Origin of the sequence: Mesoplasma tabanidae (assembly GCF_002804025.1) — a bacterium.
GTDB classification, from domain to species: Bacteria; Bacillota_I; Bacilli_A; order Mycoplasmatales; family Mycoplasmataceae; genus Mesoplasma; species Mesoplasma tabanidae.
The window spans coordinates 614,026-640,640 of the sequence record NZ_CP024969.1 but is presented as its reverse complement, the minus strand read 5'-3'; the positions used below and the strand labels follow the sequence as shown (position 1 = coordinate 640,640).

At 27.6% G+C, this 26,615-nt stretch carries 22 protein-coding genes and 1 tRNA gene; all 23 read left to right on the top strand.

Annotation, left to right across the window (positions count from 1 at the left end):
* Nucleotides 1-15 precede the first annotated feature (15 nt).
* Complete coding sequence (locus MTABA_RS02840; RefSeq protein ID WP_167373335.1) at nucleotides 16-2,541, top strand: hypothetical protein; 2,526 nt, start codon at nucleotides 16-18, stop codon at nucleotides 2,539-2,541.
* A 101-nt stretch (nucleotides 2,542-2,642) separates the two neighbouring features.
* On the top strand, nucleotides 2,643-3,389 hold the full coding sequence (gene tpiA / locus MTABA_RS02835; RefSeq protein ID WP_100679666.1) for a triose-phosphate isomerase: 747 nt from the start codon (nucleotides 2,643-2,645) through the stop codon (nucleotides 3,387-3,389).
* Nucleotides 3,390-3,392: 3 nt separating this feature from the next.
* On the top strand, nucleotides 3,393-4,226 hold the full coding sequence (locus tag MTABA_RS02830) for a Cof-type HAD-IIB family hydrolase (RefSeq protein ID WP_100679665.1): 834 nt from the start codon (nucleotides 3,393-3,395) through the stop codon (nucleotides 4,224-4,226).
* Nucleotides 4,227-5,825, top strand: a complete 1,599-nt coding sequence (gpmI, locus tag MTABA_RS02825) for a 2,3-bisphosphoglycerate-independent phosphoglycerate mutase (protein WP_100679664.1) — start codon at nucleotides 4,227-4,229, stop codon at nucleotides 5,823-5,825.
* Nucleotides 5,826-5,914: 89 nt separating this feature from the next.
* On the top strand, nucleotides 5,915-6,859 hold the full coding sequence (locus tag MTABA_RS02820) for a LacI family DNA-binding transcriptional regulator (RefSeq protein WP_100679663.1): 945 nt from the start codon (nucleotides 5,915-5,917) through the stop codon (nucleotides 6,857-6,859).
* A gap of 62 nt (nucleotides 6,860-6,921) precedes the next feature.
* Nucleotides 6,922-8,481 carry a PTS transporter subunit EIIC gene (locus MTABA_RS02815; protein WP_100679662.1) on the top strand — a complete coding sequence of 520 codons (1,560 nt, stop codon included), beginning with the start codon at nucleotides 6,922-6,924 and terminating at the stop codon, nucleotides 8,479-8,481.
* 40 nt (nucleotides 8,482-8,521) lie between these two features.
* Entirely contained in the window at nucleotides 8,522-8,971 is a 450-nt protein-coding gene (locus tag MTABA_RS02810; RefSeq protein WP_100679661.1) for a hypothetical protein, read from the top strand.
* Nucleotides 8,972-8,999: 28 nt separating this feature from the next.
* Nucleotides 9,000-10,619 (top strand): alpha,alpha-phosphotrehalase, encoded by a 1,620-nt coding sequence (locus MTABA_RS02805; RefSeq protein WP_100679660.1) that lies wholly within the window; start codon nucleotides 9,000-9,002, stop codon nucleotides 10,617-10,619.
* 379 nt (nucleotides 10,620-10,998) lie between these two features.
* The gene (locus MTABA_RS02795) at nucleotides 10,999-11,937 is read left to right on the top strand and encodes an ROK family protein (RefSeq protein ID WP_100679658.1); all 939 of its coding nucleotides are present in this window, start codon (nucleotides 10,999-11,001) and stop codon (nucleotides 11,935-11,937) included.
* A 255-nt stretch (nucleotides 11,938-12,192) separates the two neighbouring features.
* Nucleotides 12,193-14,853, top strand: coding sequence for a magnesium-translocating P-type ATPase (mgtA, locus tag MTABA_RS02790; RefSeq protein WP_100679657.1), 2,661 nt, complete (start codon nucleotides 12,193-12,195; stop codon nucleotides 14,851-14,853).
* Nucleotides 14,854-14,907: 54 nt separating this feature from the next.
* Nucleotides 14,908-15,327 carry a tRNA (adenosine(37)-N6)-threonylcarbamoyltransferase complex ATPase subunit type 1 TsaE gene (tsaE, locus tag MTABA_RS02785; RefSeq protein WP_100679656.1) on the top strand — a complete coding sequence of 140 codons (420 nt, stop codon included), beginning with the start codon at nucleotides 14,908-14,910 and terminating at the stop codon, nucleotides 15,325-15,327.
* 1 nt (nucleotide 15,328) lies between these two features.
* Nucleotides 15,329-15,895, top strand: a complete 567-nt coding sequence (gene tsaB, locus MTABA_RS02780; RefSeq protein WP_100679655.1) for a tRNA (adenosine(37)-N6)-threonylcarbamoyltransferase complex dimerization subunit type 1 TsaB — start codon at nucleotides 15,329-15,331, stop codon at nucleotides 15,893-15,895.
* 91 nt (nucleotides 15,896-15,986) lie between these two features.
* Complete coding sequence (gene rplM, locus MTABA_RS02775) at nucleotides 15,987-16,439, top strand: 50S ribosomal protein L13 (protein ID WP_023025963.1); 453 nt, start codon at nucleotides 15,987-15,989, stop codon at nucleotides 16,437-16,439.
* Nucleotides 16,439-16,834 (top strand): 30S ribosomal protein S9, encoded by a 396-nt coding sequence (gene rpsI, locus MTABA_RS02770; protein ID WP_011183390.1) that lies wholly within the window; start codon nucleotides 16,439-16,441, stop codon nucleotides 16,832-16,834. The genes rplM and rpsI overlap by 1 nt, the downstream gene beginning before the upstream one ends.
* Before the next feature lie 112 nt (nucleotides 16,835-16,946).
* Nucleotides 16,947-17,023: transfer RNA gene (locus MTABA_RS02765), tRNA-Ile, on the top strand.
* A gap of 95 nt (nucleotides 17,024-17,118) precedes the next feature.
* Nucleotides 17,119-19,524, top strand: a complete 2,406-nt coding sequence (gene leuS, locus MTABA_RS02760) for a leucine--tRNA ligase (RefSeq protein WP_100679654.1) — start codon at nucleotides 17,119-17,121, stop codon at nucleotides 19,522-19,524.
* A gap of 81 nt (nucleotides 19,525-19,605) precedes the next feature.
* Complete coding sequence (locus MTABA_RS02755) at nucleotides 19,606-21,279, top strand: hypothetical protein (RefSeq protein ID WP_100679653.1); 1,674 nt, start codon at nucleotides 19,606-19,608, stop codon at nucleotides 21,277-21,279.
* A 114-nt stretch (nucleotides 21,280-21,393) separates the two neighbouring features.
* Entirely contained in the window at nucleotides 21,394-22,338 is a 945-nt protein-coding gene (locus MTABA_RS02750) for a DHH family phosphoesterase (RefSeq protein WP_100679652.1), read from the top strand.
* 42 nt (nucleotides 22,339-22,380) lie between these two features.
* Nucleotides 22,381-22,785, top strand: a complete 405-nt coding sequence (locus tag MTABA_RS02745; RefSeq protein WP_100679651.1) for a PH domain-containing protein — start codon at nucleotides 22,381-22,383, stop codon at nucleotides 22,783-22,785.
* A 13-nt stretch (nucleotides 22,786-22,798) separates the two neighbouring features.
* Nucleotides 22,799-23,752, top strand: a complete 954-nt coding sequence (gene tsaD / locus MTABA_RS02740; RefSeq protein WP_100679650.1) for a tRNA (adenosine(37)-N6)-threonylcarbamoyltransferase complex transferase subunit TsaD — start codon at nucleotides 22,799-22,801, stop codon at nucleotides 23,750-23,752.
* A gap of 66 nt (nucleotides 23,753-23,818) precedes the next feature.
* Complete coding sequence (locus MTABA_RS02735; RefSeq protein ID WP_100679649.1) at nucleotides 23,819-24,601, top strand: MurR/RpiR family transcriptional regulator; 783 nt, start codon at nucleotides 23,819-23,821, stop codon at nucleotides 24,599-24,601.
* Between the two features lie 12 nt (nucleotides 24,602-24,613).
* Nucleotides 24,614-25,765, top strand: a complete 1,152-nt coding sequence (locus tag MTABA_RS02730) for an alpha/beta hydrolase family protein (protein ID WP_100679648.1) — start codon at nucleotides 24,614-24,616, stop codon at nucleotides 25,763-25,765.
* Complete coding sequence (locus MTABA_RS02725) at nucleotides 25,766-26,614, top strand: HAD family hydrolase (protein WP_100679647.1); 849 nt, start codon at nucleotides 25,766-25,768, stop codon at nucleotides 26,612-26,614.
* Nucleotide 26,615: the final 1 nt, after the last annotated feature.

The following is a 26,615-nucleotide window of genomic DNA, read 5'->3' as shown; positions in this document are numbered from 1 at the left end:
AAAGAGGTTAGGGAAATGAAAAAGACAATTACTTTACTAGCTGCGGTTAGTATTGTTGGAGGAGCAAGCACAACAGCTGTGTCTTGTTCTTTTAAGGGTGATAAAAATAAAGGCGGAACTACAAATCCAAAACCAGCTGATAAGGAAACCAGCCAGGTATTATTAAAAGCAGAAATTCAAAAGTATTTAAATGAAAAGGGAACATTTAATAGTAAAGAAGATGCAATAACAGATATACAGAATAAATCAGATTGAACTACTGAAGGTTTAGAATCATTAGTTGGTAGTATCTACGGAAGTGATTCAGTCTCATCTATTCACATTAAAGCAAAATTAAAAGAAGGTTATGTTTGACCAAAAACATCATCAGGAGAGTTTGATGTAATAATTAAAATAGATAATGAAAATAATGTAAATAAACTTGCTGAAGAATTGAGCACAACTTATTATAAAAGTGAAGAAGAAGCTAAAGAAACAATTAAATCAAAATTTAAATCAATAAGTGGTGTTGATCAAGTTGTTGTTGCAAAAATAGCAAATGCAAGAAGCCAATTAAAATATGAAGTTAATTTAACTTATAAAAATAATGTTCAAGGACCAGAAAAAAAAGATGTATTAATTAATATAAAAAATAATTTAAGCACAGATATTTATGCTGCAAATCAATCTATAAGTAAAGATAATAAAAAATATGAATCAAAAGTATTAGCAGCTAAAATAATTAAGGAAACCTTTGAAAGTATTAAAGGGGTCAAAAGCACAAACTTAGTTTGAGACCAATGAGCGCCTTATAATTATACTATTTCAATAAAATATGATGATAAAAGTCAAGGGCCTGAAACTGCTGAAGGAGTAATTCAACTTAAGACAAATCTTTCAGATGCTATTAAAACAGCTAAAAACATTTTTGAAATAAAAGAATATAAGAATTCAGTTTCTGCAAAAAGTGCTGTTGAAACCAATTTAAAAATTGAAGGAATATTAAATGCCGAATTTTCTTGAGAGGATGAAGCGACGTTTAAATATAATATTAAATTCAGTTATTCAAACGATTTTTTTGGACCACCTTCAATAAGTGGAACATTATTAAAATACGAATCTGCAACTTTTGATAAAATTGAAAATCAATGAATTGACATGAGAAAAAATCAAACTATATCAGTTGATTTAAAAGGTAAAAATTTAGCTAATAAGAAAATATCTGTTAGTTCAGATAATTCATCAATAACAGCAAAATACGCTGATGAAAAAATTGTATTAACGGCTAATGACAATAAGAATATTCAAGCTGTTATTAAGGTCTGAGATGAAGAAGAAAAAGATGACGGAATAGAATTTACAACATCAATATTGGCAAAACCTGAAATAGCAACTAAATTAGAATCAGAGTATGGTTGATACTTAAACCATGAAACAACTTTAGATATATCAACAAAAGATTTTGATAAAGTTAAGGGTGATACTTTTGTAATTACTTCACAACTGCAAGGAAATGAAAATAGTTTTCCCGTTTCAACTTATATTGAAACAAGTTTAATGCAAGATTCTCAAGATCAACAAAAATTTATATTCCATTATAAATTTATTAAAGCATTACCTGAAAATGTAAAAGTACAAATTGGTTTAAAATTAAATGGAGAAATAGTCTCTATATTTAATTTGGTTTCAAAATCAGAAACTAATATATCAGAGCACATTAATAAAACTTTAAATAATATTAAAAATAATTACAATTGAAAAGAAGGAAAAGAGGATGATCTACAAAATCAAGTTCAAAATGATTTAGCAACAATCAATGGTATCGATCAAATTTATTTTGAATGAGTTAAAAAAGAAAATTTATCTTACAAAGTTGCGCTAACTTATAAAATAGGGTTTACAGGAGAAAAATCATTTATTAATAATGGTACATGATATATGCCTGCTGAATTTGAACAAAATCAATCTTTAACTTTTGATATGAGAAATCCGTCTAATAATTCATACAAAATTTATGGTCAAAATTTATCAGGTAAAAACTTTGGTGTTGAAACAGATAATTCAGACATAAAAGTTGAAATTGATGGACAAGTTGGTGTTGAAGGAAATCGCCAATACGTAATTATTAAAATTTCAACAACTGCAAAAGATGACGTAAAAAATAAGATAACTTTATATCAAGACGATGATAAAAATCAAAAAGTTGAAATAGGTGCTAATGTTTGGGCGCTACCTTATTTAGAAAAAATTGGTGATTGACCAACAAAAAAATTAGAATTATATGTTAGTGGAGCTACATTTAGATATAAGTTTATAATTCATAATTACAAAAAAGACTTAGATTCTAGCATAGTGTCAGCAACAAGTTCTGATAGAGAAAGCAACACAGAAGAAAAAATTAACGTGTTTATTGAAGAAGTTTCTATTAATGATGGTATATTTAACTGAGTTATTGAACCAAAAATCAAAAATAAGTTATTTGGATCTCAATATGCAATTTTAAGATTTAAATATGGTAATGCAATTCAAGAAACTAAAGTTAATACTTGAGTAGGTGCTTAAAAGATTTGATAACAACTTAAATGTTGTTATCTTTTTTATTTCATTGATTTTCTTATTTGTTATATAATTAAAAATGTACAAAAAACAAGAGGAGAAATATCATGAGACAAAAAGTAATTTTCGGGAATTGAAAAATGAACGGAACTAATGCTGAACTTGTTACTTTCTTAAAAAAAGTTGACAAAGCTGCTAAAAAATCAGATGTAGTTGCAGGATTAGGATTACCATTTACATTATTATCAACAGGAATTGAAAAAGCAAAAAATGTTAAAATTGCTGCACAAAATGTTCACTTTGCAGAAAAAGGAGCATTCACTGGAGAAGTTTCAATTTCAATGTTACAAGAAGTAGGAGTACAATATGTTATTATTGGTCACTCAGAAAGAAGAGAAATGTTTGCTGAAACTGATGAAACAGTTAACAAAAAAGCTACTGCATTATTAGCTGCAGGTATGACACCAATTATTTGTTGTGGTGAAACTTTAGAAACTAAAGAAGCTAAAAAAACTGTTACATTTGTAAATGCACAAATTAAAAAAGCTTATAAAGGAATTAGTGCAGAAGATGCATTAAAAACAATTATTGCTTACGAACCAATCTGAGCTATTGGAACAGGAAAAACTGCAACAAGTGAAGATGCTGAAAAAGTGTGTGAAGCTATTCGTAAAAATTTAACAAAAATTTATGACGAAACAACTGCACAGCAAATAACTATTCAATATGGTGGAAGTGTTAATCCATCAAACATTGCTGAATTAATGTCACAACCAAACATTGATGGAGCACTTGTTGGAGGAGCTTCATTAAAAGCTGACGATTTTATTGCATTAATCAACTATAAAAAATAATTAATGAATGAAATTAAACTTTTAGTTTTAGATATGGATGGTACTTCTTATCACAAGATGGGAAATATTATCGAGTCTAATATTAAACCATTACAAGATGCTATAAAAACTGGTACTAAAGTAGCTTTTGTTACTGGAAGACCAGTTTTAGCAAAACCAAATAATTTAAAAGCACATAATTTGGCCGAAGAAAATGCAATTTTAATCGGATGCAACTCAGGGTGTATTTATGATTTGAATACTGAAAAAGTTTTAAAAAGTAGTCCAATTAAATCTGACCAAGCTAAAAAATTATTTGAAGAAGTTAAAAATACTGAAACAATTCTCTGAGGATATGTTGATGATTTAAATACAGTTATTCTTTCAAGAAAAGTTGATGATGTTTTTAATGAAGAATGTCACTGAGAAGGAAAATTTTTTGATGGAGAATATCTAATATATGAAGATGTTAAAGATAATTTCAATTTTAACTTTTTTAAAATTTTGGGATTCAACGGTAATTATGCTCTTTACAATAAATTTGAAAAAGAATTTAATTTAAATATTGCAACAAATGATGGAAAAATTGCTGAGATTAATGCAGCTGGAATTAATAAAAAATTTGCTATTAATTGATTATCAGAATTCTTTGATATTCCACTAAAAAATATTGCAGCAATGGGAGATGGTATGAATGATTTACCAATGATTGAACATGCTGGAATTGGAGTAGCTCTAAAAAACTCAGAACCAAAAATTAAAGAAGTTGCCCAAATATATATAGATAAAGAAAATACAGAAGGTGCAGTTGCAGAATTTGTTAACAAGTACATTCTAAAAAGCAATAAGGAGAAATAAATGAAAGCTAAAAAACCTGTTATTTTGGCCATCTTAGATGGTTGAGGGATTGAAGAAGCTAGCGCTGGTAATGCAGTTGCTAATGCTGATCAAAAATTTGTAAAAGAAATGATGGATATGTACCCATGAGTTAAAGCGCATGCTTCAGGTGAATGAGTAGGTTTACCAGAAGGACAAATGGGTAATTCAGAAGTTGGACATATTCATTTAGGTGCTGGAAGAATCAACATGGAGTCTCTAGCAAAATTAAATCATGAAGTAAAAGTTGATGGTTTTTCAACAAATGAAGTATTGGTTAATACTTTTAAATATGTTCAAGAAAACAATAGTTCACTACACTTAATGGGTTTATTCTCAGATGGTGGAGTTCATTCACACATGAACCACATGATTTCAATGTACAAAGCTGCTGTTAAATTTGGTTTAAAAAATATTAAATTTGATTTAATTACTGATGGTAGAGACACAGCTCCAAAAGTAGCAGAACAATATATTAAACAATTATTACAAGTTATTAAGGATAACAACAACATTGGTGAAATAGCTTCAATTAGTGGAAGATATTTTGCAATGGATCGCGATAAAAGATTTGAAAGAAGTGCAGAAGCGTATATTACAATGACTGAAAGAAAAGTTGATCAGCCTAAATTTACTGATCCAATTGAATATATTAAAGCAGCATACGAAAATGGATTAGATGATGAAATGATTGTACCAGCATACAATGCAAGTGTTGTTGATTCAGAATTAAAAGCAAATGACGCAATGATTTTTACAAACTTCCGTCCTGATCGCGCTATTCAAATGGCATCAATCATAACAAACAAAAATTATGCAGCATGAAGTGATGAAGCATTTAAAGGTGCTGAATTCATTGCAGACAAAATCAGATTTGTTTCAACAATGAAATATGCAGATAGCGTATCATCACCATTTATAGCATATCCACCAACTCCATTAACTAATACTTTAGGAGAATACATTTCTAGTTTAGGTCTAAAACAATTAAGAATTGCTGAAACTGAAAAAATTGCTCACGTTACTTTCTTTTTTGATGGAGGAAATGATTACTTTAAAAATGGTTTAGCAAAACCAGAAGAAATTTCTTTACCGCATGCAAGCATAGATTTAATTTCTTCACCAAAAGTTGCGACTTATGATTTAAAACCAGAAATGTCAGCTGTAGAAATTACAGATAAATTATTAGAAGAAGTTAAAAAAGATGAATTTGACTTAATTATTTTAAACTTTGCCAACTGTGATATGGTAGGACATACAGGAAACAATGATGCAACTGTTCAAGGAGTAAAAGTTTTAGATGAACAATTGAAGCGTATTCATGATGAATTTGTATTAAAACACAATGGTGTAATGGTTATTACAGCTGACCATGGTAATGCAGAAATTATGATTGATGAAAATGGTGGACCGAATAAAAAACACACAACTAGTTTAGTACCAATTATTGTTACTGATAAAACAATTGAGTTAAGTGGATTTGATCCAGCTATTGCTAAAGTTGCACCAACAATTTTAGATATCATGGGGTTAGAAATTCCAAAAGAAATGACTCAGCCTTCAATGTTTTTTAAAAAATAATTTCATATAATTTAGAGTGCTTTTAGGCACTTTTTTTAATTCATAAAAGTAATATAATTAATTTATAGAAAATTAAAAAAAGGAAAAATATGAAAAAACAAAAAATGACTTATCATGACATTGCTGAAAAAGCAGAGGTTGGCATAGGAACTGTTTCAAGATACTTTAATAACTATAATATTTCTGAAGTAGCTAAAACAAAAATAAATAAAGTTTTATCTGAAACTAATTATATTCCTAACTTTGCAGCATCAAATATTAAAAAGCCTAGTAAAGACGTTTATTTAATACTTCCTTATAATAATGATGAAACAGCTAATATGGAAATTGTTAACGGTGTAAAAAGTTCATTATCGCAGCAAAATATTAACTTCTTTATTTTTCTTTCTTCTTCTGATAGTGAAATTTATCAAAAAGATTTAAAATATCTTACAATGAGAAATCCTTATGGAATTGTATTGTTATTACCTAAACACACTTCATCTAATTTAATATTGCAAATTCAAGAAATAAAATCTACTAAACTGATTGTATATAACAGAAATATTGAAGGAATAAATTCTGTTAATATTGATGATAAAGAAATTTTTAAAAATCTTGCAATAAAAATAGATAAGAGTTATAAAAATGAAAAAATAGCTTTTATAGGTTTAAACAAACAAGATATTACAACTGGTAAATACAGATCTGAGTCATTTACAAATGCTATTCAAAATAACACAGTTAAAAATTATTTATTAAAACAAAATTCATTTGAACATGTACAAAGCATCATAGAAAAAGTAATAGAGCATAATCCAAAAATTATAGTTAGTGCTACACACACAATATCAATGTATGTTTATGGGCACTTAATGGAAAACAAAATAAGGAATAAATTTGTAACAACAGATATTGGAAGAATGGGGAAAAGCCAGTATTTAACGAATTCTGATATAAATATTTTTATTGATTACTTTTTAATTGGTTATAAAATTGGGAATAAATTATTAAATAAAGACAAGAAAATGGAAAATTTCTTTAAAATTATTTAATAGTTTATTTTTTTATATATAATATTAATGTTGGAAATGTTTCCAATAGAAAGGCAAATATTATGGGTAAAAAAGAAAAAATACCGCAAGTAAAAATTGATTTAAAAACATGATCAAATGAACTTGTTTTATACTTAGGTGGTTCTGAAAATATAATTTCAGCTACGCACTGTTTAACAAGACTAAGACTTGTTATTAAAGATGAAAATTTAATTAATAAACAAAAAGTTGAAACAATGCCCAGCGTTAAAGGGACTTTTAAGTCTTCTGGTCAATATCAAATTATTATAGGAACAGAAGTCGATAAATACTTTAAAGAGTTTGTAAGCGTTTCAGGTGTTCAAGCTGTAACGAAAGAAAAAGCAAAAGCAATTGCAAATGAAAATAATGGTGGATGATTTCTAAAATCTCTTAACTTTTTAGGAGAAGTATTTATACCAATTATTCCAGTTTTAGTAGCAGGTGGAATTATTTTAGGATTTAGAAATATTTTAGAAGCAGACTTTAATGGTTTTGTTATTGTTCAACAAAACCAATTTTGACAGGGGCTAGATGATTTTTTATGAGTTCCAGCACAAGTTTGTTTCTGATGATTACCTGTTCACTTATGTTGAAGCATATTTAGAAAAATGGAAGCTGATCAAGTTTTAGGGATTGTTGTTGGACTATGCTTGTTAGTTCCACCATTAATGAATGTTTATGAAGTTTCTGGAGAAGCTTCACAAGATGGTGGCTTTAAATGAATATGACAAATTATGGCAGGTATGGATGATGGTGCATTTAATTGAGGATTTATGAAGTATCCTTGAAAAATTCAATATACAGCGCAAGTTATTCCAGCATTTGCAATTGGTATTACAGGTGCTTATATTAATAAATGAATTAAAAGAACATCACCAGCAGTTATTAGTCAAATAATTGTACCTTTAGTTACAATATTACCTACTTTTGTGTTAGCAATGTTTATTATAGGTCCTGCTGGATTTATAGTTGCATCTGTTATAAGTTTTGCAATTTCATGAGCATTTACAAACAATGTTGCTAAATATTTCTTTGGATTTATAATTGGTATTGTTTATGCACCAATTGTATTGACAGGTGTGCATCACTTATTTAATGCAGTTTTTGTGCAAGATACAATTCAAAACGGAGGAAACTTCTTATTTATTGGTACATGTGCTCAAGCAATTGCACAAGGAAGTGCAGTTATTGGATGAATTTTAGTTAACAAAAAAGATCCTAGAGCAAAGGATGTGGGAATTCCATCAGTTGTTTCAGCTTATTTAGGGGTTACTGAACCTGCAATGTATGGTGTTAACTTAAAACACATGTATCCTTTTGTAGCAGCGTCAATAGCTACTGGAATAGGATTAGAATTGGCTGTTATTTCTGGTGTGAGTGCTGAAAACTCAGGTAACGGTGCTTGATTAGGAATATTGAATGTTCAAGTTGAATCAAAAATTGAAGGTGTAAATACTTGAATTGGTACAGGTTATACATGATTTATGATTTCTATGTTGATAACAGCAGGAACAGCTATTGGATTAACAATGTTATTTTCAAAAGTTAAATATTTTGAAAAATTTAATATTGAAGTAAAAGCAGCAGAATTATTGAAATAAAAAATATTCAACATTTAGAAATAAGAAAGGAAGTTAAAATATGAATTTACTAGCGAAAACAGATTTACCTGGGATACTTCAAAAAACAAACCCAATGGCTGCAATAGGTTTTTGTTTCTTAGTAGTTATTCCCTCAATTGCTATTTTGATATTTGCAATATTAGGAAATAAAAAAGAGGAAGGTTCTTGTAGTAAGAAAATAAAAACATATAGATATATTTTATTAGGAGTTACTGTTGCATTTATAATAGCGGGTATAGGTATGATTATTGCTTACAGTGTTTCTACAAAAGAATTTTACTTTAGCTCAAAATGAGTTGAAGAGCAAAGAACCTACTTTCATAACTTGGGAGTTACATTACCAGAAAATGTTTATGATTGACCACAATTTAAACTGCCTGATTTTGTAACTGCTGATAATCAAGAAAAATTTAAGGCAATCATTCAATCAATTGAATATGCTATTAAAAATAATTACGTTTTAGCATAAAATAAAATTAAATAGAAAAAGGGAAAAAATGAGAAATGAAGTAATTTATCAGATATTTCCTTTAACTTTTTCTGATGGGCAGAAAAAAGGTAAAGGAAATATCAAAGGTATAATAAACAAGTTAGATTATTTAAAAAATTTAGGTATAACTAGAATATGAATATCTCCTTTTACAAAATCACCATTTAAAGATAGTGGGTATGATGTTTCTGATTATTGCAAAATTAACGAAAATTTTGGTAGTATCGAAGATGTAGAATTGCTTATATTAGAAGCAAAAAAAAGAAACTTAACAATTATATTAGATATAGTATTTAATCATACATCTAATAAACATGAGTGGTTTCAAAAAGCATTAGCTGGAGATCAAAAATATATGAATTATTATATTTTTAAAGATCCTATCGATGGAAAAGAACCAACAAATTGAAAAAGCAAAATGGGAGGTCTAAGTTGAGAGTATGTTCCTAGTTTAAATAAATATTATTTACATTTATTTACAAAAGAACAGCCAGATTTAAATTGGGAAAATCCAGAAGTTAGAGAAGAACTCATTAGTATATTAAATTTTTGAAAAAATAAAGGTATAAGTGGTTTTAGACTTGATGTGTGTAATCTTTATAGCAAACCTAGTTTATTTGAAAACGATCAAATAGGAGATGGAAGAAGATTTTACACAGATGGAAGTAAAGTTGAAGAATATTTTAATTTAATGAACAATAGAGTTTTTGGCAAAGACAAGCAAATATTTACTGTAGGTGAAGTGTCATCAACAACAAAAGAAAAATCAGCAAAGTATGCAAAGTTAGAAAATAATGAACTTGATTCAGTTTTTACTTTTTTACATTTAAAAGTTGATTATGAAAATAATGATAAATGAACAAATGTAAAACCTGATTTAAGTTTATTTTGAAAATTGCAAAAGGAATGACAAGAATATTATCAATCTCAAAACTCAACTTTAGCATTATTTATGAATAATCATGATCAACCTAGAGCTGTTTCTAGATTTGGAAACACTGATAAATACTGATATGAAAGTGCAACTTCTATTTTTGCTTTCACATCTTTAATGCGTGGAGTTCCATTCATTTATCAAGGTGAAGAAATAGGAATGACAAATTTAAAATTTAATAAGATTAGTGAATTCAAAGATGTTGAATCAATCGGCAATGCTAATGATTTGTTAAAAACAAAATCGAAAAAAGAAGTTTTAGATATTTTAAGAATAAAATCAAGAGATAATGCAAGAAGTGTAATGCAATGAAGTGACGAATTAAATGCAGGTTTTTCAGAAAAGCAAAATATTAGTTTATTTGTTAATCAAAACTATAAAAAAATTAATGTTCAGCAACAATTAAACGATAAAAAATCAATTTTAAGTTTTTATAAAAAAATTATAAGTTTAAGATTAAATAATGAAGTTTTTAATGAAGGAAAAATAAACTTTTTTGAAAATCAAGATTATGCATATTCTAGAACATTTAAAGATAAGGAAATAATTATATTAACAAACTGAACAACTGAAAATAAATTGATAAAATTAAAGTTAGATTGTAACAATTGGAAAATAATTTTAAACAATTATAATGAATTTGATTTTAATTCTTTAAAACCTTACCAAGTAGTAGCTGTTGAAAGGAAATAAAAACTATGAGATACAATGACCGTGAAAAAGCAAAATTTTCTCTTAACTCAAGCATTGCGGTTTTTATTGTTTCCACTCTACTTTTTATAATTAGTTGTATTTATATTGGCGTCGCTAAACCTTTTCCCTTTTGATGAATATTGGCTTGTGTAGTATTTATTCAAACAGTAATAAGTATAGTTTATTGCTGATATGCTATATCTAAAATTGATATATATGGTAGCTACTCAAACGAAAGTTCAATGAAGATAATGTTTATTCTAATAGTGCTTGAGCTCTTAACATTAAATATTTTTGCCTTTATGTATGGTATTTATACATACAGAAAAATATATTTAAGCACAAGACATATATTATAAAAAAGTATAGGAGAAATAAAATGATATTAAATATTGATTTGGGTGGAAATTCAGCTAAATGTGCTTTAATAGATAATTTTGAAATTAAGTGTAAATTTTTTATTGAAACACCAAAATTTGAAATAATTGAAAATCTAAAAAAAATGATAGATATTTATTTTAAAGAAAATAATTATAACTGAATCAACATTGAAGCAATTTCTTTTTCAGTGCCTGGCGCGTATGATAAGAAAAATGAAACTATTGTTTTTGCAGGCAATTTAAACTGATGAAATTATCCACTTTTAAATGAAGCTAAAAAAATATTTAGTTTTGATAAAATTTTTATTTTAAATGATGCTAATGCAGCAACATATGGTGAATGAAAAAAAGGACAAAAAGGTATTCCTGAGTCAATGATGCTTTTTACTTTGGGTACTGGAGTAGGGCATGGTTTAATTTTGAATAAACAATTATGAGAAGGAACCAAAAAAGGTTATGCTAGTGAAGGCGGACATGGTGGTTGTTTTGCTGATGAAGAATTGCTTTGTTCATGTGGTGTTTATGGTTGTTTAGAGGCTAGAAGTAGTGCAACTGGTATAGAACGTGAATTAAATAAAACAGACAACAAAAACTACATTGAATCAAAATTTGGAAAAGAATTTAAAACAATAAAAATAATTGATATTGTTGAACTATTTAATAATGATGATCCAGTTATTATGAATATTTTTAAAGAATGCTTACTTCCTTTATCAAAAGCTGTTGGATATTTACAAACAGTTTTAGATGTTGACAAAATAATTATTGGTGGTGGGCCCTCAAATCTTGGTGAAAAAATCACCAAAATAATTTTTGATAATCTTAAAAAGTATACTTTAAAGTCTTTTTATGAAGATATGGAAATTGAAATTGCAAAACTAGGTAATGATGCAGGTATTTGAGGAGCATATTACTGAGCTTTTGAAAATCTTAAGTAACAAATAATAATTTAACTATTCAAATAGAAAATGATTTTCTTTGAATAGTTTTTAATATGCGAATAGAAAAATTAAACATTTTTAAGCATTTTAGTTTTTATGCTATAATCTTATAAGAAATGAAAGAGGTGATTTTATGAGTATTCCATCCCAGAGTTTATTTAATGGATTAAATTTTATTGAGAGTGCTTTTAAATCACTAATTTTTAATCGTTAAAATTTTAGTATTTAGGCATTCATAGAAAAGGAAAATTTATGAAAAGACTAAAGAAATTAAACAATAATACAAAAATTGAATTAATCAATTATGTAGACTCTGATAATAATAAATTACTAAAACAATTTGAAGTAAATAGTTTTGGTTTAAACGACGAACAAGTTGAAATAAATAGAGAAAAATTTGGTGGAAAAGAATTAAAACCAGCAAGATTTAATATATTTTTAGTTTTTGTTAAGTCATTTTTTTCACCATTTAACATTATATTAATGGTGATTGACGCATTTAACTTTTATGAATATATTGATGAGCCTAATACTTTTTCATTAGTGGCTGCTGTTATTGTGCTAATTATGATACTAGCTAGTGGAACAATGGCATTCATTCAAGAAGTTAGATCTCATTTAGTTATTAAAAAAATGATAACAGAAAATAAGAAGACATCTAAAGTTATTAGAAATATTGCATATAATTACAAATCAATAGATAATGCTAATTCAATTAGAATGATTAAAGAAGCTGAATCTATTGAAAATGATGAATTAGTGCCAGGAGACATTATTTATTTAGTGAATGGAGATATTATTCCTGCAGATGTAAGGATTCTATGATCAAATAATTTATACGTTAACCAGTCATCTTTAACAGGTGAAAGTTTCCCCGTACAAAAAAAAGATTCTAATGATATAGAATTTGAATCACATTTAAGCTATCAAAATATAGGTTACATGGGAACTGAAGTTATGTCAGGAAGTGGTTTGGCAATTGTTGTTGCAACTGGACAAAAGACTTATTTTTCTTTAATTGATAATAAAGTTAAAGAAAAAAGAAAGAGTTCTTCTTTTGAAAAAGGAATTAAAAGAATTACATTATATTTAATTGCATTTATGATTGCTGTAATACCTGCTGTTTTATTAATCTCTGGTTTACAACAAGGAGATTTAGTAAAAGGCGCAATGTTTACGATAGCAATTGCTGTAGGTATAACACCAGAAATGTTGCCAATCATTGTAACTTCAAACTTAACAAGAGGTTATAAACAAATTGAAAAAAATGGCGAAATAATTGTTAAAAATTTAAACTCAGTACAAAACATTGGAGCAATTGATATATTATGTACTGATAAAACAGGAACTATTACAAGTGGAGAAATTAGTTTAAATAAAGTAACTGGGGTTAACGGTGAAAAATCAGAATTCTTAGAAAATGTTTTATACTTAAATAGTTATTTTCAATCAGGATTTCAAAATCCAATTGATAGTGCTGTTTTATCATCAAAAATTAAGAAACCAGATGTGGAAGATTACACAAAGGAATGAGAAATTCCATTTGATTTTGAAAGAAAAATTTTATCAGTTATATTAACAAGCAAAAAAGATAAAGAAATTTTTACAAAAGGTGCAGTTGAAGAAGTTTTAAAAGTATGTAATAGAATTTCTATCAATGGAAAAATTGAAAAACTAGATGCAAAACAAAAGAAGATTATATTAAATAAAACGCATGAATTAAATTTAGAGGGTTATCGTGTAATTGGTATAGCACACAATATTTTACAAGATGAAGATGTTGAAGAAGAACTAATTTTCTATGGATTTGGTACTTTCTTTGATAGACCTAAAAAGACTTCTAAAAAGTTAATTAAAAATTTAGCATCTAAAGGCATATCAACAAAAGTGCTTACTGGTGATAATGAAATAATCACAAGAGCAATTTGTAAAAATGTAGATTTTGAAATCACAAAATTATTTTCAGGTGCGGAAATTGAAGCAATGGATGAAAGGCAATTAAATAAAGCAGTAGTTGAAGCTAACGTTTTTGTTAAATTATCTCCAATTCATAAGTCAACAATTATTGCTGCTTTACAAGCACAAGGACATGCTGTTGGTTTCATGGGAGATGGAATTAATGATGCACCAGTTCTTAGAGAATCTGATGTAGCAATTTCATTTAGTGAAGCATCAAATATTGCTCAAGACGCAGCTGACATGATTTTAACAGGTGAGTCTTTAATGGCAATTGAAAATGCTGTTGTTGAAGGACGTAAAAGTTTAGCTAATATGCTTAAATATATTAAAGTAACTGTTGCTTCAAACTTTGGTAATGTTATATCTGTTATTGTTGCATTATTCTTAACAAAAGAAGAACCTATGTTAGCATTACATTTATTATTACAAAACCTTTTATACGACTTTGTTATGTTTGCATTAGTATTTGATAATGTAGATGAAGAGTTCTTGCAAAAACCAAGACCGTTCACAACAAAAAATATAATATGATTTGCTGTTATAAATGGTCCTATTAGTTCTATATTTGATATATCAACATTCTTAGTTTTAATATTTGTGTACAATTTAGTCCCATTCCAAGGAAGTGTTCCTAAAGGAAGCACAGACGCAATGCAATTTCATGCATCATGATTTGTTGTTGGATTAATGACTCAAACTGCAGTTATGCAAGTTTATAGAACTGAAAAAACACCATTCATTCAATCAAAATGTTCATTATCAATGTTAATAGCAACTATAATAATTTGTTTAGCAGCTATATTAATACCATTTACACCAGTTAACCAGTTGGTTCAAATGGCAACACCACATTGATCATTCATATTTGTAGCATTGGGATTTGTTGGATGTTATATACTTCTTGCTCAGTTAGTAAAAAAACTATACATTAAAAAATTTAAAGAATGATTATAAATACCTTTAATAGGTATTTTTTTATATAATCAAATAATGAAAGAGGTGATTTTAATGATTATCAAAAGTATTATTGAAACAAAAGAACTAGCCATTAAAATTGCTAATGAAATAAAATTAGTTAATACTGAAATTTATTTACTACTAACAGGTGATCTTGGTGCTGGTAAAACTACTTTTACTAAGCAAATAATTAAATCATTAGGTGTTGATCAAAACGTTACATCACCAACCTTTAATATACTAAATCAGTATGAAAATAATGAAAATAAAATAATTAATCATATGGATGCTTATAGACTAGATAAAAATTCTGATATTGAAATGTTTTTAGAAGAGTTTGATAATAACATTAATATCATTGAATGATGAAAAAATTTAAATTATGACTTTGAGCAATTTAAGAATATCAAAATTGAAATATCAGTAATTGATGCAAACACTAGAGAAATTAAAATAGAAAGAAATTATTAACATGAAATTATTTATAGATACATGTAATTGAAAATTAATTTTAATTTTGAAAGATCAAGAAAAAGTAATTGATAGTTTAATAATGCACGATACTAAAAAAGTTAGTGATATAGCCTTATCTACTATCACTATGTTATTAAGCAAAAATAACTTAAAAATTAAAGACATTAAAGAATTTTATTTAACTAATGGCCCAGGAAGTTATACTGGAGTAAGAGTTGGTTTAACAATAGTTAAGACATTAAAAACATTAAATAATCAAATAAAGGTATATTTAATAAATTCTTTAGCATTTCAAGCATCAAATGATAAAGCTATTTCTATTCTTGATGCCAGAGGTAATAAATATTATATTGGTGTATATGAAAAGCAAAATGCTTTGATAAAAGAAACAGTAGTTAATTTAGAAGAATTAGAAGAGATTAAAAACACTTATAAAAGCTTTATAATTAAACAAGACAATGAATCGTTAGATTATATTGAAACATTTAACTTATTAGAAAATAAGTTTACTTTAGTTAATGAAATTGAAAAAATTTTACCTTTATATATAAAAAATTTCATTTAGGAATTTAAATTTTAAAGCAAATGTATTATAATAATTTTGCTTACTACATTTATAAGACCCCGGACAAGTCAAATAAGAGGAGAAAAAGCACATGAAACAAACAACATTAATTGCTGCAAAAGATATCAAAAAGAATTGATATATCGTTGATGCAGCAGGACAAAATGTGGGGAGATTATCTACAGAAGTAGCTAGAATCTTAAGAGGTAAACATAAAGTTGACTTCACACCTCACATGAACAATGGTGATCACGTTATCATCATTAACGCTGAGCAAGTATTATTTACTGGTAAAAAAGAATCAGATAAAACATACTACCACCACTCAATGCACCCAGGTGGACTAAGAAGAAGAACTGTAGCAGTTCAAAGAGAATTAGACGCAACTAAAATTTTAGAACGTTCAATTCGTTTGATGTTACCAAAAAATGTACAAGGAAGAAATCAATTTAGAGCATTACACGTATTTGTTGGTGAAAACCACCCTTACGCAGCTCAAAAACCAGAAGTTTTAACATTCGTAAAAAAAGGAGATAACAAATAATGGCAGAAAAAGTTATTTATAGAGGAACTGGAAGAAGAAAAACTTCTGTAGCTCAAGTTATCTTAACTCCTGGAAAAGGAAACATCATTGTTAATGGTGTTCCTGCATTAGAATTCTTCCCATATCCAACATTAGTTCAAGACTTAGAACAACCACTTGTAGCAACTGGAACAGAAAAAGATTTTGATATCACTGTTACAGTTAAAGGTGGAGGGTTTACTGGTCAAGCTGGAGCAACTCGTTTAGGGATTGCTAGAGCATTATTAGTAGCTAGTGAAGATTACCGTAAAGGGTTAAGAGCTGTTGGGTTACTAACACGTGATGCACGTATTAAAGAACGTAAAAAATACGGTCTTCGTGGAGCACGTAGAGCACCTCAATACTCAAAACGTTAAACATATATTTTCAGCAATATATATTCAAAAGATGGCTTATGCTGTCTTTTTTATTTTTTATTCATTTTTCTATTGACTTAATATTGTAAAAATAATACAATATTTTTGTTTTCGGAATATAGCTCAGCTGGTTAGAGCACTCCGCTGATAACGGAGAGGTCGTTGGTTCAAGTCCAATTATTCCGACCATTAGATATCACAAGTAATAATCATTTGATTATTACTTTTTTTATTTTTTAAAAATAGTAAAATTAATAATAGTTTATATTTACAAGGAGTTTAAAATGGAATTTTCACATAAAGCGATTGAGAAAAAATGAAAAAAATATTGAGAAGAAAATAATACAAATAAAACAACTAATACATCTGATAAAAAATCTTATGTATTAGATATGTTCCCATACCCAAGTGGAGCTGGTATTCATGTTGGTCATGTTAAGGGATATACTGCAACTGATGTTTTCTCTCGTTATAAAAGAATGAATGGATATGATGTTTTACACCCAATGGGTTGAGATGCATTTGGACTACCAGCAGAACAATATGCATTAAAAACAGGTAATGATCCAATCGATTTCACTTTAGAAAATATTAAAACATTTAAACGCCAATTAAAAATGATGGGATTTAGTTATGATTTTGATAAAGAAATATCAACAGCTAATCCTAACTATTACAAAATAACACAATGAATATTTAATCAACTATATAAAAAGGGTTTAGCAGAAAACCGTGACGTTGAAGTTAACTGATGTCAAGAATTAGGAACAGTATTAGCTAATGATGAAATCATTGAAAAAGATGGATTGATGGTTAGTGAACGTGGAGAGCACCCAGTGACTAAACGTAAGATGCGTCAATGAGTTTTAAAGATTACAGAATATGCTGATCGTTTATTAGAGGGATTAGAGGAATTAGAATGAAATAGTTCAATCAAGGACTTACAAAGAAACTGAATTGGTAAATCAACTGGAGTTGAATTAGACTTTTTAGTTAATAATATTAAAGTTCCAGTCTTTACAACTAGAATTGATACTATCTATGGAGTTAGTTATATTGTTTTAGCTCCAGAACATGAACAAGTATTAAACATCACAATAACTGAACATTTAAATGATGTACAGGCTTATATTGAATTAGCAAAAAACAAATCAGAAATTGATCGTAAAGATGAGTCAAAACCAAAAACTGGAGTATTCACAGGAAGCTATGCAACTAACCCACATACGGGTGAGTTAGTTCAAGTTTGGGTTAGTGATTATGTCTTAGCTAATTATGGTACTGGTGCTGTTATGGCTGTGCCTGCCCATGATAAAAGAGATTGAGACTTTGCAACTAAATTTAATTTAGATAAAAAATTTGTAATTGAAAGTAAAACTAATGAAAAAGCTTTTGTTGGAGAAGGAAACATCATCAATTCAGATATTCTAAACGGAATGAATAAAAAACAAGCTATTCAAGCAATGACAAAAATTGCTGTTGAACAAGGTTGAGGAAGAGAACAAACAAACTATAAATTAAGAGATTGATTGTTCTCTCGTCAAAGGTTTTATGGTGAGCCATTCCCAGTCTTATATGGGCCAAATCAAGAAATTACTTTAATTGAAGATCTACCAGTAAAACTTCCAAGAATAACAAACATTAAACCAAGCGGTACTGGAGAATCTCCATTAGCCAATGTAGAAAAATGAGTTAATGTTGAAATCAATGGAGTTAAATACAGAAGAGAAACAAACACAATGCCTCAATCAGCAGGTTCAAGTTGATACTATTTAGCTTACATTTTAGCTGATGGAGAAAATGAATTTATTAATATTGATAGTGAAGAAGCTAAAAAACGTTTTGAAAAATGAATGCCAGTTGATTTATATGTTGGTGGACAAGAACATGCTGTTGGTCATTTACTATATGCAAGGTTTTGAAACTATGTATTATTTGATTTAGGAATTACTTCAGTCAAAGAACCATTTAAGCAATTATTTAATCAAGGAATGATTTTAGGACCAGATGGTAGAAAAATGTCTAAGTCATGAGGAAATGTAATTAACCCTGATGATATAGTTTCAACACATGGTGCAGATAGTTTGAGATTATATGAAATGTTTATGGGACCATTAGATGCATCTTTACCTTGAAGCGAAGATGGATTAGATTCAGCTTTAAAATGAATTCATAGAGCTTATAGAATGGTTGTATCAATTGAATTAACTGATGTCAATGATGCTAAACTAGACTTTGTTTATAATGATGTAGTTAAAAATGTAAGCGAAATGATTGAAGCATTGAAATTTAATACAGCAATATCACAATTAATGATTTTTGTTAATGCAGTTTATAAACATGAAGGACCAGTTTATCGTCCATACATTGAAGGGTTTGTAAAAATGTTAAGTATCTATGCTCCATTCATTGGAGAAGAGTTATGAGAAAAACTAGGACATGCTCCTTCAATCACAAAACAAGTTTGACCAGTATTTGATCCAAGTAAATTAGTGTCAAATACAGTTGTTATTGCTTTACAAATTAATGGTAAATTAAGAGCTACTATTGAAGTAGAAAAAGGAACTATTAAAGATAAATTATTAGAATTAGCTAAGAAACATGAGAATATTATTAGCTATATTAAGGATAAAGAAATTATTAAAGAGATTGCTGTTGTTGATAGAATTGTTAACATTGTAATTAAATAAGGGTACAAAAAAACATAAAATCAGTATTGACACTGATTTTTTTTGTTATAATATTTTAGTTAAAAGAAAGGAATATAGAAAATGAGAAAAACAGTTAGATTAGTTATTTTATTACTAGTTGTTGCAGTTATTTACTTTGGTTACTCAGCTTGAATTGATTCAGTTGCTATTTATAACATTGATGCAGCTCAATTAGGTTCATCAGTTTGAAATACAAAAGTAACCGAAATTCTTGATTACATTGCAAATAATAAATTAGGTTTTACAGATTCAATTTCTTTAGTTGGATGAATGAAAGTTAATGGATTTGCAGATTTCATTTCAGCACAAGGAAATGCTGTAACACCACCTTCAAAAATGTTAGATGTGATTTCTCCATCAGCACTAGGTAATGTTGAATTTATTCAAAAGTTAACAGCATTGACAAATGAAAAATATGTATTATCAGGATTTATGGCAGCCAACTCATTACTAAAAACATTATTGGATCCATTCAAAATGATTTTAGTTGGGGGAGTATTTGCAATGTTCGTACCATTAACAAAACAATTATTATTTGGAACAGTTATTGGAATGAAATCATACATGAAAAACCGTCAATCAAATGTTTTATACAACTACCAAAAAACAATTTCATTTACAGAAGCATTACAAGCTAAATTAGCAGAAGGAAACTTTGAAGCAGTTAAAGCTGATTATGCAGCATATTCAGGATTGGCATTCAAACCAGAATTCTTAAACATTATGATGGATGAAATTTGTTCAGTACTTATCAAAGAAGGAGATGTAACAGTTTTTGCTGAAGCAGCAGGAGTTGTTACAGAATCTATCAAAGAAATGTATGAAAAAGAAAGAAGACGTTCAATTAATGGTCGTGGAGATGAATTATTCTTTGACTTAAAACGTGGATATGAATACTGTGCAACAGGTTCAAAATACTCAATTGCTTACCATAAAGCATTACAAGATAAAGCAGATAACAATTTAGGGTGAAAAATTTATAGTTTAGAAATCTTTAAATTTAATTTCTTCTTAGTTGCGATGTTTATACCAGCAGTTATTATTTCAGCATTTGTTGGGGGATTAATCAATGGATTAGTTTCTAACTTAACAGGTGATGTTAGAGCATTAACTGTAGCAGCTACATTCTTCGTTTCTTGAGTAATTTTAACTATTATTGCTCATTCATTAATGATCTTCAGAAATGAACAATACAAAAACATCAAAAATATTTTAGTTAAACCAGCTATTATTTTCTACTCATTATACGTATTAACTTTCATCACAATTTCAGCAGGAATTGTTGGTGTATCTAAAGTTAACATCGTTGCTCCAGGATCATCAGCTCAAATTTGAGTTTGATTCTCAGCAGTAGCTTACTTAGTATTATCAACAAGTTTAATTTTCTATGTAATTGCTACATTAGTAGATAGCTACAAACAACATAAAACATTATCTAAAAAATTATTAGTTGATGGAATCATTTTACCAATGATCGCATGAACTATTGCTACTGTTTCAAACTTTATGGCTTTATATGGACCAGATGGACATAGCTTACAAAGCATTTTCGCAGCAATTAATGGAGTTACTTTAGTTGGATTCTGAATTTACTTATCAATTTCAAGTTTCTTAATCAACAACTTAATTTCACCAAACATGGCTAGAGAATTACGTAAAGTAGTTGAAGCAGATGCATTAAAAAATGCAAAAGCAAAAAAATCTACAAAATCTACTACAAAAGCAGCTAAATAATTAGTCGCTTAGATTTAATAAAAATTAGTAATTCCATAAGGGATTACTTTTTTTATTGTAAAATAAAATGTTGTATCAAATAGTTGGTAAAATATTAATAATATAAGGAGATTTATGACAATTTATAAACAAATAAAAGAAGTTATTGAAAAATATGACAAAATAATCATTTTAAGACACATTGTTCCAGATGGAGATGCTTATGGCTCACAATTAGGATTAAAAGAATTAATCAAAACAAATTATCCGCATAAAGAAGTTTATGCTTATGGTGAAGAAATAGCATACTTAAAACATGTAGGAGCACCTGATACTTTTACAGACGAAGCAATCTTTAAAGATGCATTAGTAATTGTGACTGATTGTGGTAATGTTGAAAGAATTGATAATCAAAACTATGATAAAGGTGCTTTCTTTTTAAAAATTGATCACCATCCAGATGCAACTCCATATGGAGATTTATCATGAGTTGATGTTAATTATACAAGTGCTAGTGAAATGGTTGGAGATTTAGCAATTAATAGTAACTGAGAAATTACTCCAGTTGCTGCTAGAGTCATCTATCATGGAATCTGTACAGATAGTGGAAGATTCTTATTTGGTGGAATTACACCAAGAACTTTTGAAGTATGCGCAAAATTAATTGAAACAGGTTTTAATGTTTTTGAAATGTATAAAACAATGTATAAACGCTCATTTTCAGCTTTAGCTTTACAATCAGAATTAATTGCATCAGCTAAAGTAACTGAGCACAAAGTTGGATATATTATTTTAGACGAAAATTTGATGAAAAAATATAATTTAAGTTATGATGAAAATGGTAAGTTTTCAAACTTATTAAAGGACTTAGAAGAAATTGATATCTGAATGACTTTTTCAATTAGAGAAGATGGTAAATGAAGAGTTGAATTCCGCTCAAATGGTATTCCAGTTAATGAACTAGCTATTAAGTGAGGCGGAGGTGGTCATAAAATGGCTGCTGGAGCTCTAATTAATAATTTAGATGAAGCAATGCAAATTGTTGAAGATGCAAATCAAATAATAATTGATAATGTATAGACCACTTTATAATGTGGTTTTTTTATTTGCTATAATCTATTTATGAACAATAAAAATTATTTAAGTAAATTAGAAATTTACAATTTTGATAAGTATGAATTGTTAGATAAAAAAGAGTTTCATGAAGTTGAAAAGTATTTTTTATCTGATGAATATGTAATAGATATTATTGTTGGTGAAATTAATGCTTTTGCGCATATGGTTTTGCTAACTAACAAAAGACTATTTACAATAAGCAAGTTCATCCAAACAGCAAGTCAAATAAAACAATATGGATTAGAACAAATTGATGATGTAAAACTAAAAGTTCTTGGTGATACAGCTGATTTAACTATAATTTTTAAAAATAATAATATTTTTAAAATAGATTATTTACATACGCAAGATGCACAAAAATTTGGATATAACATATCAAAAATGTATGAAGAATTTATAAGTTCATTATAAAAAAGGAGAAAATATGAAAATATTAGCTATTGAATCAAGTTGTGATGAGTTTTCAATTTCAATAATTGATGATGGAAAAATATTAACAAATATTATTTCTTCACAAATAGATCAACACGTTAATTTTGGGGGTGTTGTTCCTGAACTAGCTGCAAGATTACATTTAGAAAATATATCTTGAGTAATCAAAGCTGCACTAGAATCTTCAAATACTAAAATTGAAGAAATAGATCATGTAGCATATACTGAAAAACCAGGTTTAATAGGTTCATTAATTATTGGAAAATTAGTTGCTGAAACAATTGCAAATTACATTGATAAACCATTGATGCCTTTACATCATATTGAAGGACACATTTATGGAGCATCAATTGAAAATGAGTTCATTTATCCTGTATTAGCAATGGTTGTTAGTGGTGGGCACACTCAAATTGAAATCATTAATTCACCAAATGAATTTAAAGTCATTGGTTCAACTTTAGATGATGCAATTGGTGAATGTTATGACAAAGTTGCAAGAGTAATGGGATTAGGTTATCCAGGTGGTCCAAAAATTGATAAATTGGCTCAGGAAGGAAACAAAAATGCTTTCACATTTCCTATCCCAAAAAACGATGAAAGTTATGATTTTTCATACTCAGGCTTAAAAACTGCGGTTATCAACATTATTCATAATTTATCTCAAAAAGATGAAAGCATTCCTATTGTAGATATTGCAGCAAGTTTTCAATATACAGCAACAAAAATAATTGAAAAAAAACTTGAAAAAGCAATCACTGAATTTCAACCAAAAACACTTACAGTTGCTGGTGGTGTTAGTGCGAATAGTGAAATAAGAAATATAATATTAAGTCTAGGAAAAAAATATAATATTTCAAATACCTTTGTGCCTAAAATGGAATACTGTACTGATAATGCAGCTATGATAGCCAAATTAGCATATGAAAAAATAAAAAGTAGTAATTAATTTCCAAAAAATGATAAAATATAATAAATATTTATGCAAAAGCACAAATTACAAATCGGAGGAAACATGAGATCTTTTTTAGCAAAATTATCAACAATCGAAGAAAACAATTTAACTACACGTGAGTTAATAATTGTTGATTATATTAAAAATAACTCAAAACAAATAGTAGAAGAAAATATCAAAATTGATGAATTAGCAAGACGTGCAAAAACAGGTTTTAGTGCAATTTATAATTTATTGAAAAAAATGAACATCGATGGATATAGAGACTTTATGATTTGTTTGGCAAATGATGTTGAACATGCAGAATTAAATATTGCAAAAAATGATGAAAACGTAGCAAACGGATATATTAATTTAATTAAGCAAAATTATACTTTAATTAAAAAAGCCAATTTGGTTAAAACAATCAAGCTTATTGATTCATCTCCAAGAATAGTTGTTTGTTATTGAGAAGCAGTATTAAGAGGACCAGCAATGGATCTTTCAAACTTTTTTTACAATCAAGGAATAAATGTAACATTGTTAGATTCTGATTGAGATTCAATTAACAATAGAATCAAGAATACTCAAACAAATGACTTGTATATATTTTTAACAAAATATGGAACATCTACTCATTTAGCAAAAGTTATTGAAGCAATTAAAAAACAAAAAGGTAAATCAATTTTTATTTCAGGTAAAGTGCCATCAAAAGAAGTTGAATTAAATGCAAGTTTAATTCATACATTAATTGTTGATGGTGTTGAAATAAATGATGATAATGTTTTAATTTCAAAATCATTACCTTTCCATTACTTTAATGATTTATTAATTTACCACTATTTAAATAGCGAAAAAAAATAAGGAGATTAATATATGTCCAAAGTAAATATAAAGAATCATAAAAAGACCAGATCAAAATTGGGAACTAGAATATTTAAAAGAGTTAATTTACGATTTAAACTTTTTTATAAACTTTTAGAGACAACAATGGGTCAAACAAATAAAAATAAATACTATTATCCAGAATTAAGACGCATGAATAAAATTATGCGTAAATTTTATAAAACACCGCAATTACAGTTAAAAGCAACAGATAATTTAATTCCTTTTAATTTTGAAACAGAAGATGGTGTAATTATTTCAGGATTAAAATATATTACTAATCCAAATTCTAAAAAATGAGTTGTATCATTACATTGATTTGCAGGACATAAATATTGAGGTTTATTTGAAGCTAGACCGTTTATTGAATTAGGCTACAATATTATGGTTTTTGATTTTAGAAACCATGGTGACTCTCAAAGTACTGATTTTGTTACTATGGGAGCTAGTGAAGTTAAAGACTTTAGAGCAGCCATGAAATGATTATATGAAAATCACAAACCTGAATCAATTGGTTTAGTAGGAATGAGTATGGGTGGTTTTACAATGCAATATGGCATTGTAAAATACAATGAAGAATTTTCAAAATATAATATTAAATGAGCAATTTGTGATTCTTATTATGGAAGTATTAAAACGCTTTTAGTACACACAAGAAATGTTTGGTTAAAAAATTTTGTTAGCTATAAAAAAGTTAATAAATCTATCAAAAAAATTATTAAGAACCAAATTCAAGATACTGATTTAGATTGAAATGATTTAGATATTTTTAAATATTATGAAACTGATTTAAAGCTGATATTCCCAATGTTTTTCTTACATTGTAGAAATGATAGTGTAACACCATTTGATGATTCAATGAGATTGTTTGATAAAAGATCAATTTATTCTAGAGATGATGAAATTTTAATTTATGATTATTCTTCTCATTGCTTATCTTTAAAACATCATTATTATCAAACAGTTTATCGCTGATTAATGTTTGAAAATAAAATAATGAAAGATGATGAAATAACTGAAAAAGCTTTAAAAAATTTAGGTATTAATTCTGAAATTATTGATAATAATTTTTTAGAAAAATATGAAGTAAATACCTTCTATGTAAATTCAACTAAAAACAAGAAAAAAGGAAAAATAAAATAAATGAAATTAACTAATATTAAATTAATTGCAACAGATTTAGATGGGACTATTTTAGAGCATGGAAAAATATCAAATCAGTTTGATTTACAAATGCTAAAAAAAGTTTCAGAACAAGGAGTTCATGTAGCAGTAGTTACTGGACAAGGATGATCAAGTGGATCAGTAAGAGCTAAAATGTTTGATGTAGATAAACATTCTGATGTTTCAATTTTTTCAAATGGTTCAGTCATTTCAAAAGTATCATCATTTGAACTAACTTATTGTGAAACTATTAATATAGAATTAGTCAAAGAATTTATGAATAAAATGTTTGAATTAAATATTCCTACATTAGCATATACAAAAGTACCTGCTCATGCTTACTGAAATAAACTTGATATAAATGTTAAGTCATTGAAAGATAGAAAATGAGTCGATAAATATGATGTTGAACCAATTGATGTAAAAACTTTTGAAAATTATCAAGACGTTATTCAATTCATGATATTTGTTGAAGAAAAAGAAGAAGCTGCAATGCTTGAGTGATTTGAAAGTACAAACAAGTCTAATGAATTAAATAAGATGAGAAGTAATGTAGAATCAACACCAATTTATGAGTTTATTAATGTAAAAGCAAGTAAAGGAAATGGTGTATTAAAATTAGCAGAACTGTTAAATATTCAATTAGAAGATATTTTAATATTTGGAGATAATATGAATGACATTAGTATGTTTGAAGTTGTTCCAAACTCAGTAGCAATGGGTAATTCAGTACCTGATATTAAAAAGATAGCAAAATATGAAACTGACACAAACCTAAATGGTGGAGTTGGTAAATTTATAGAAAAATATGTTTTAAAAGGAGAATAAT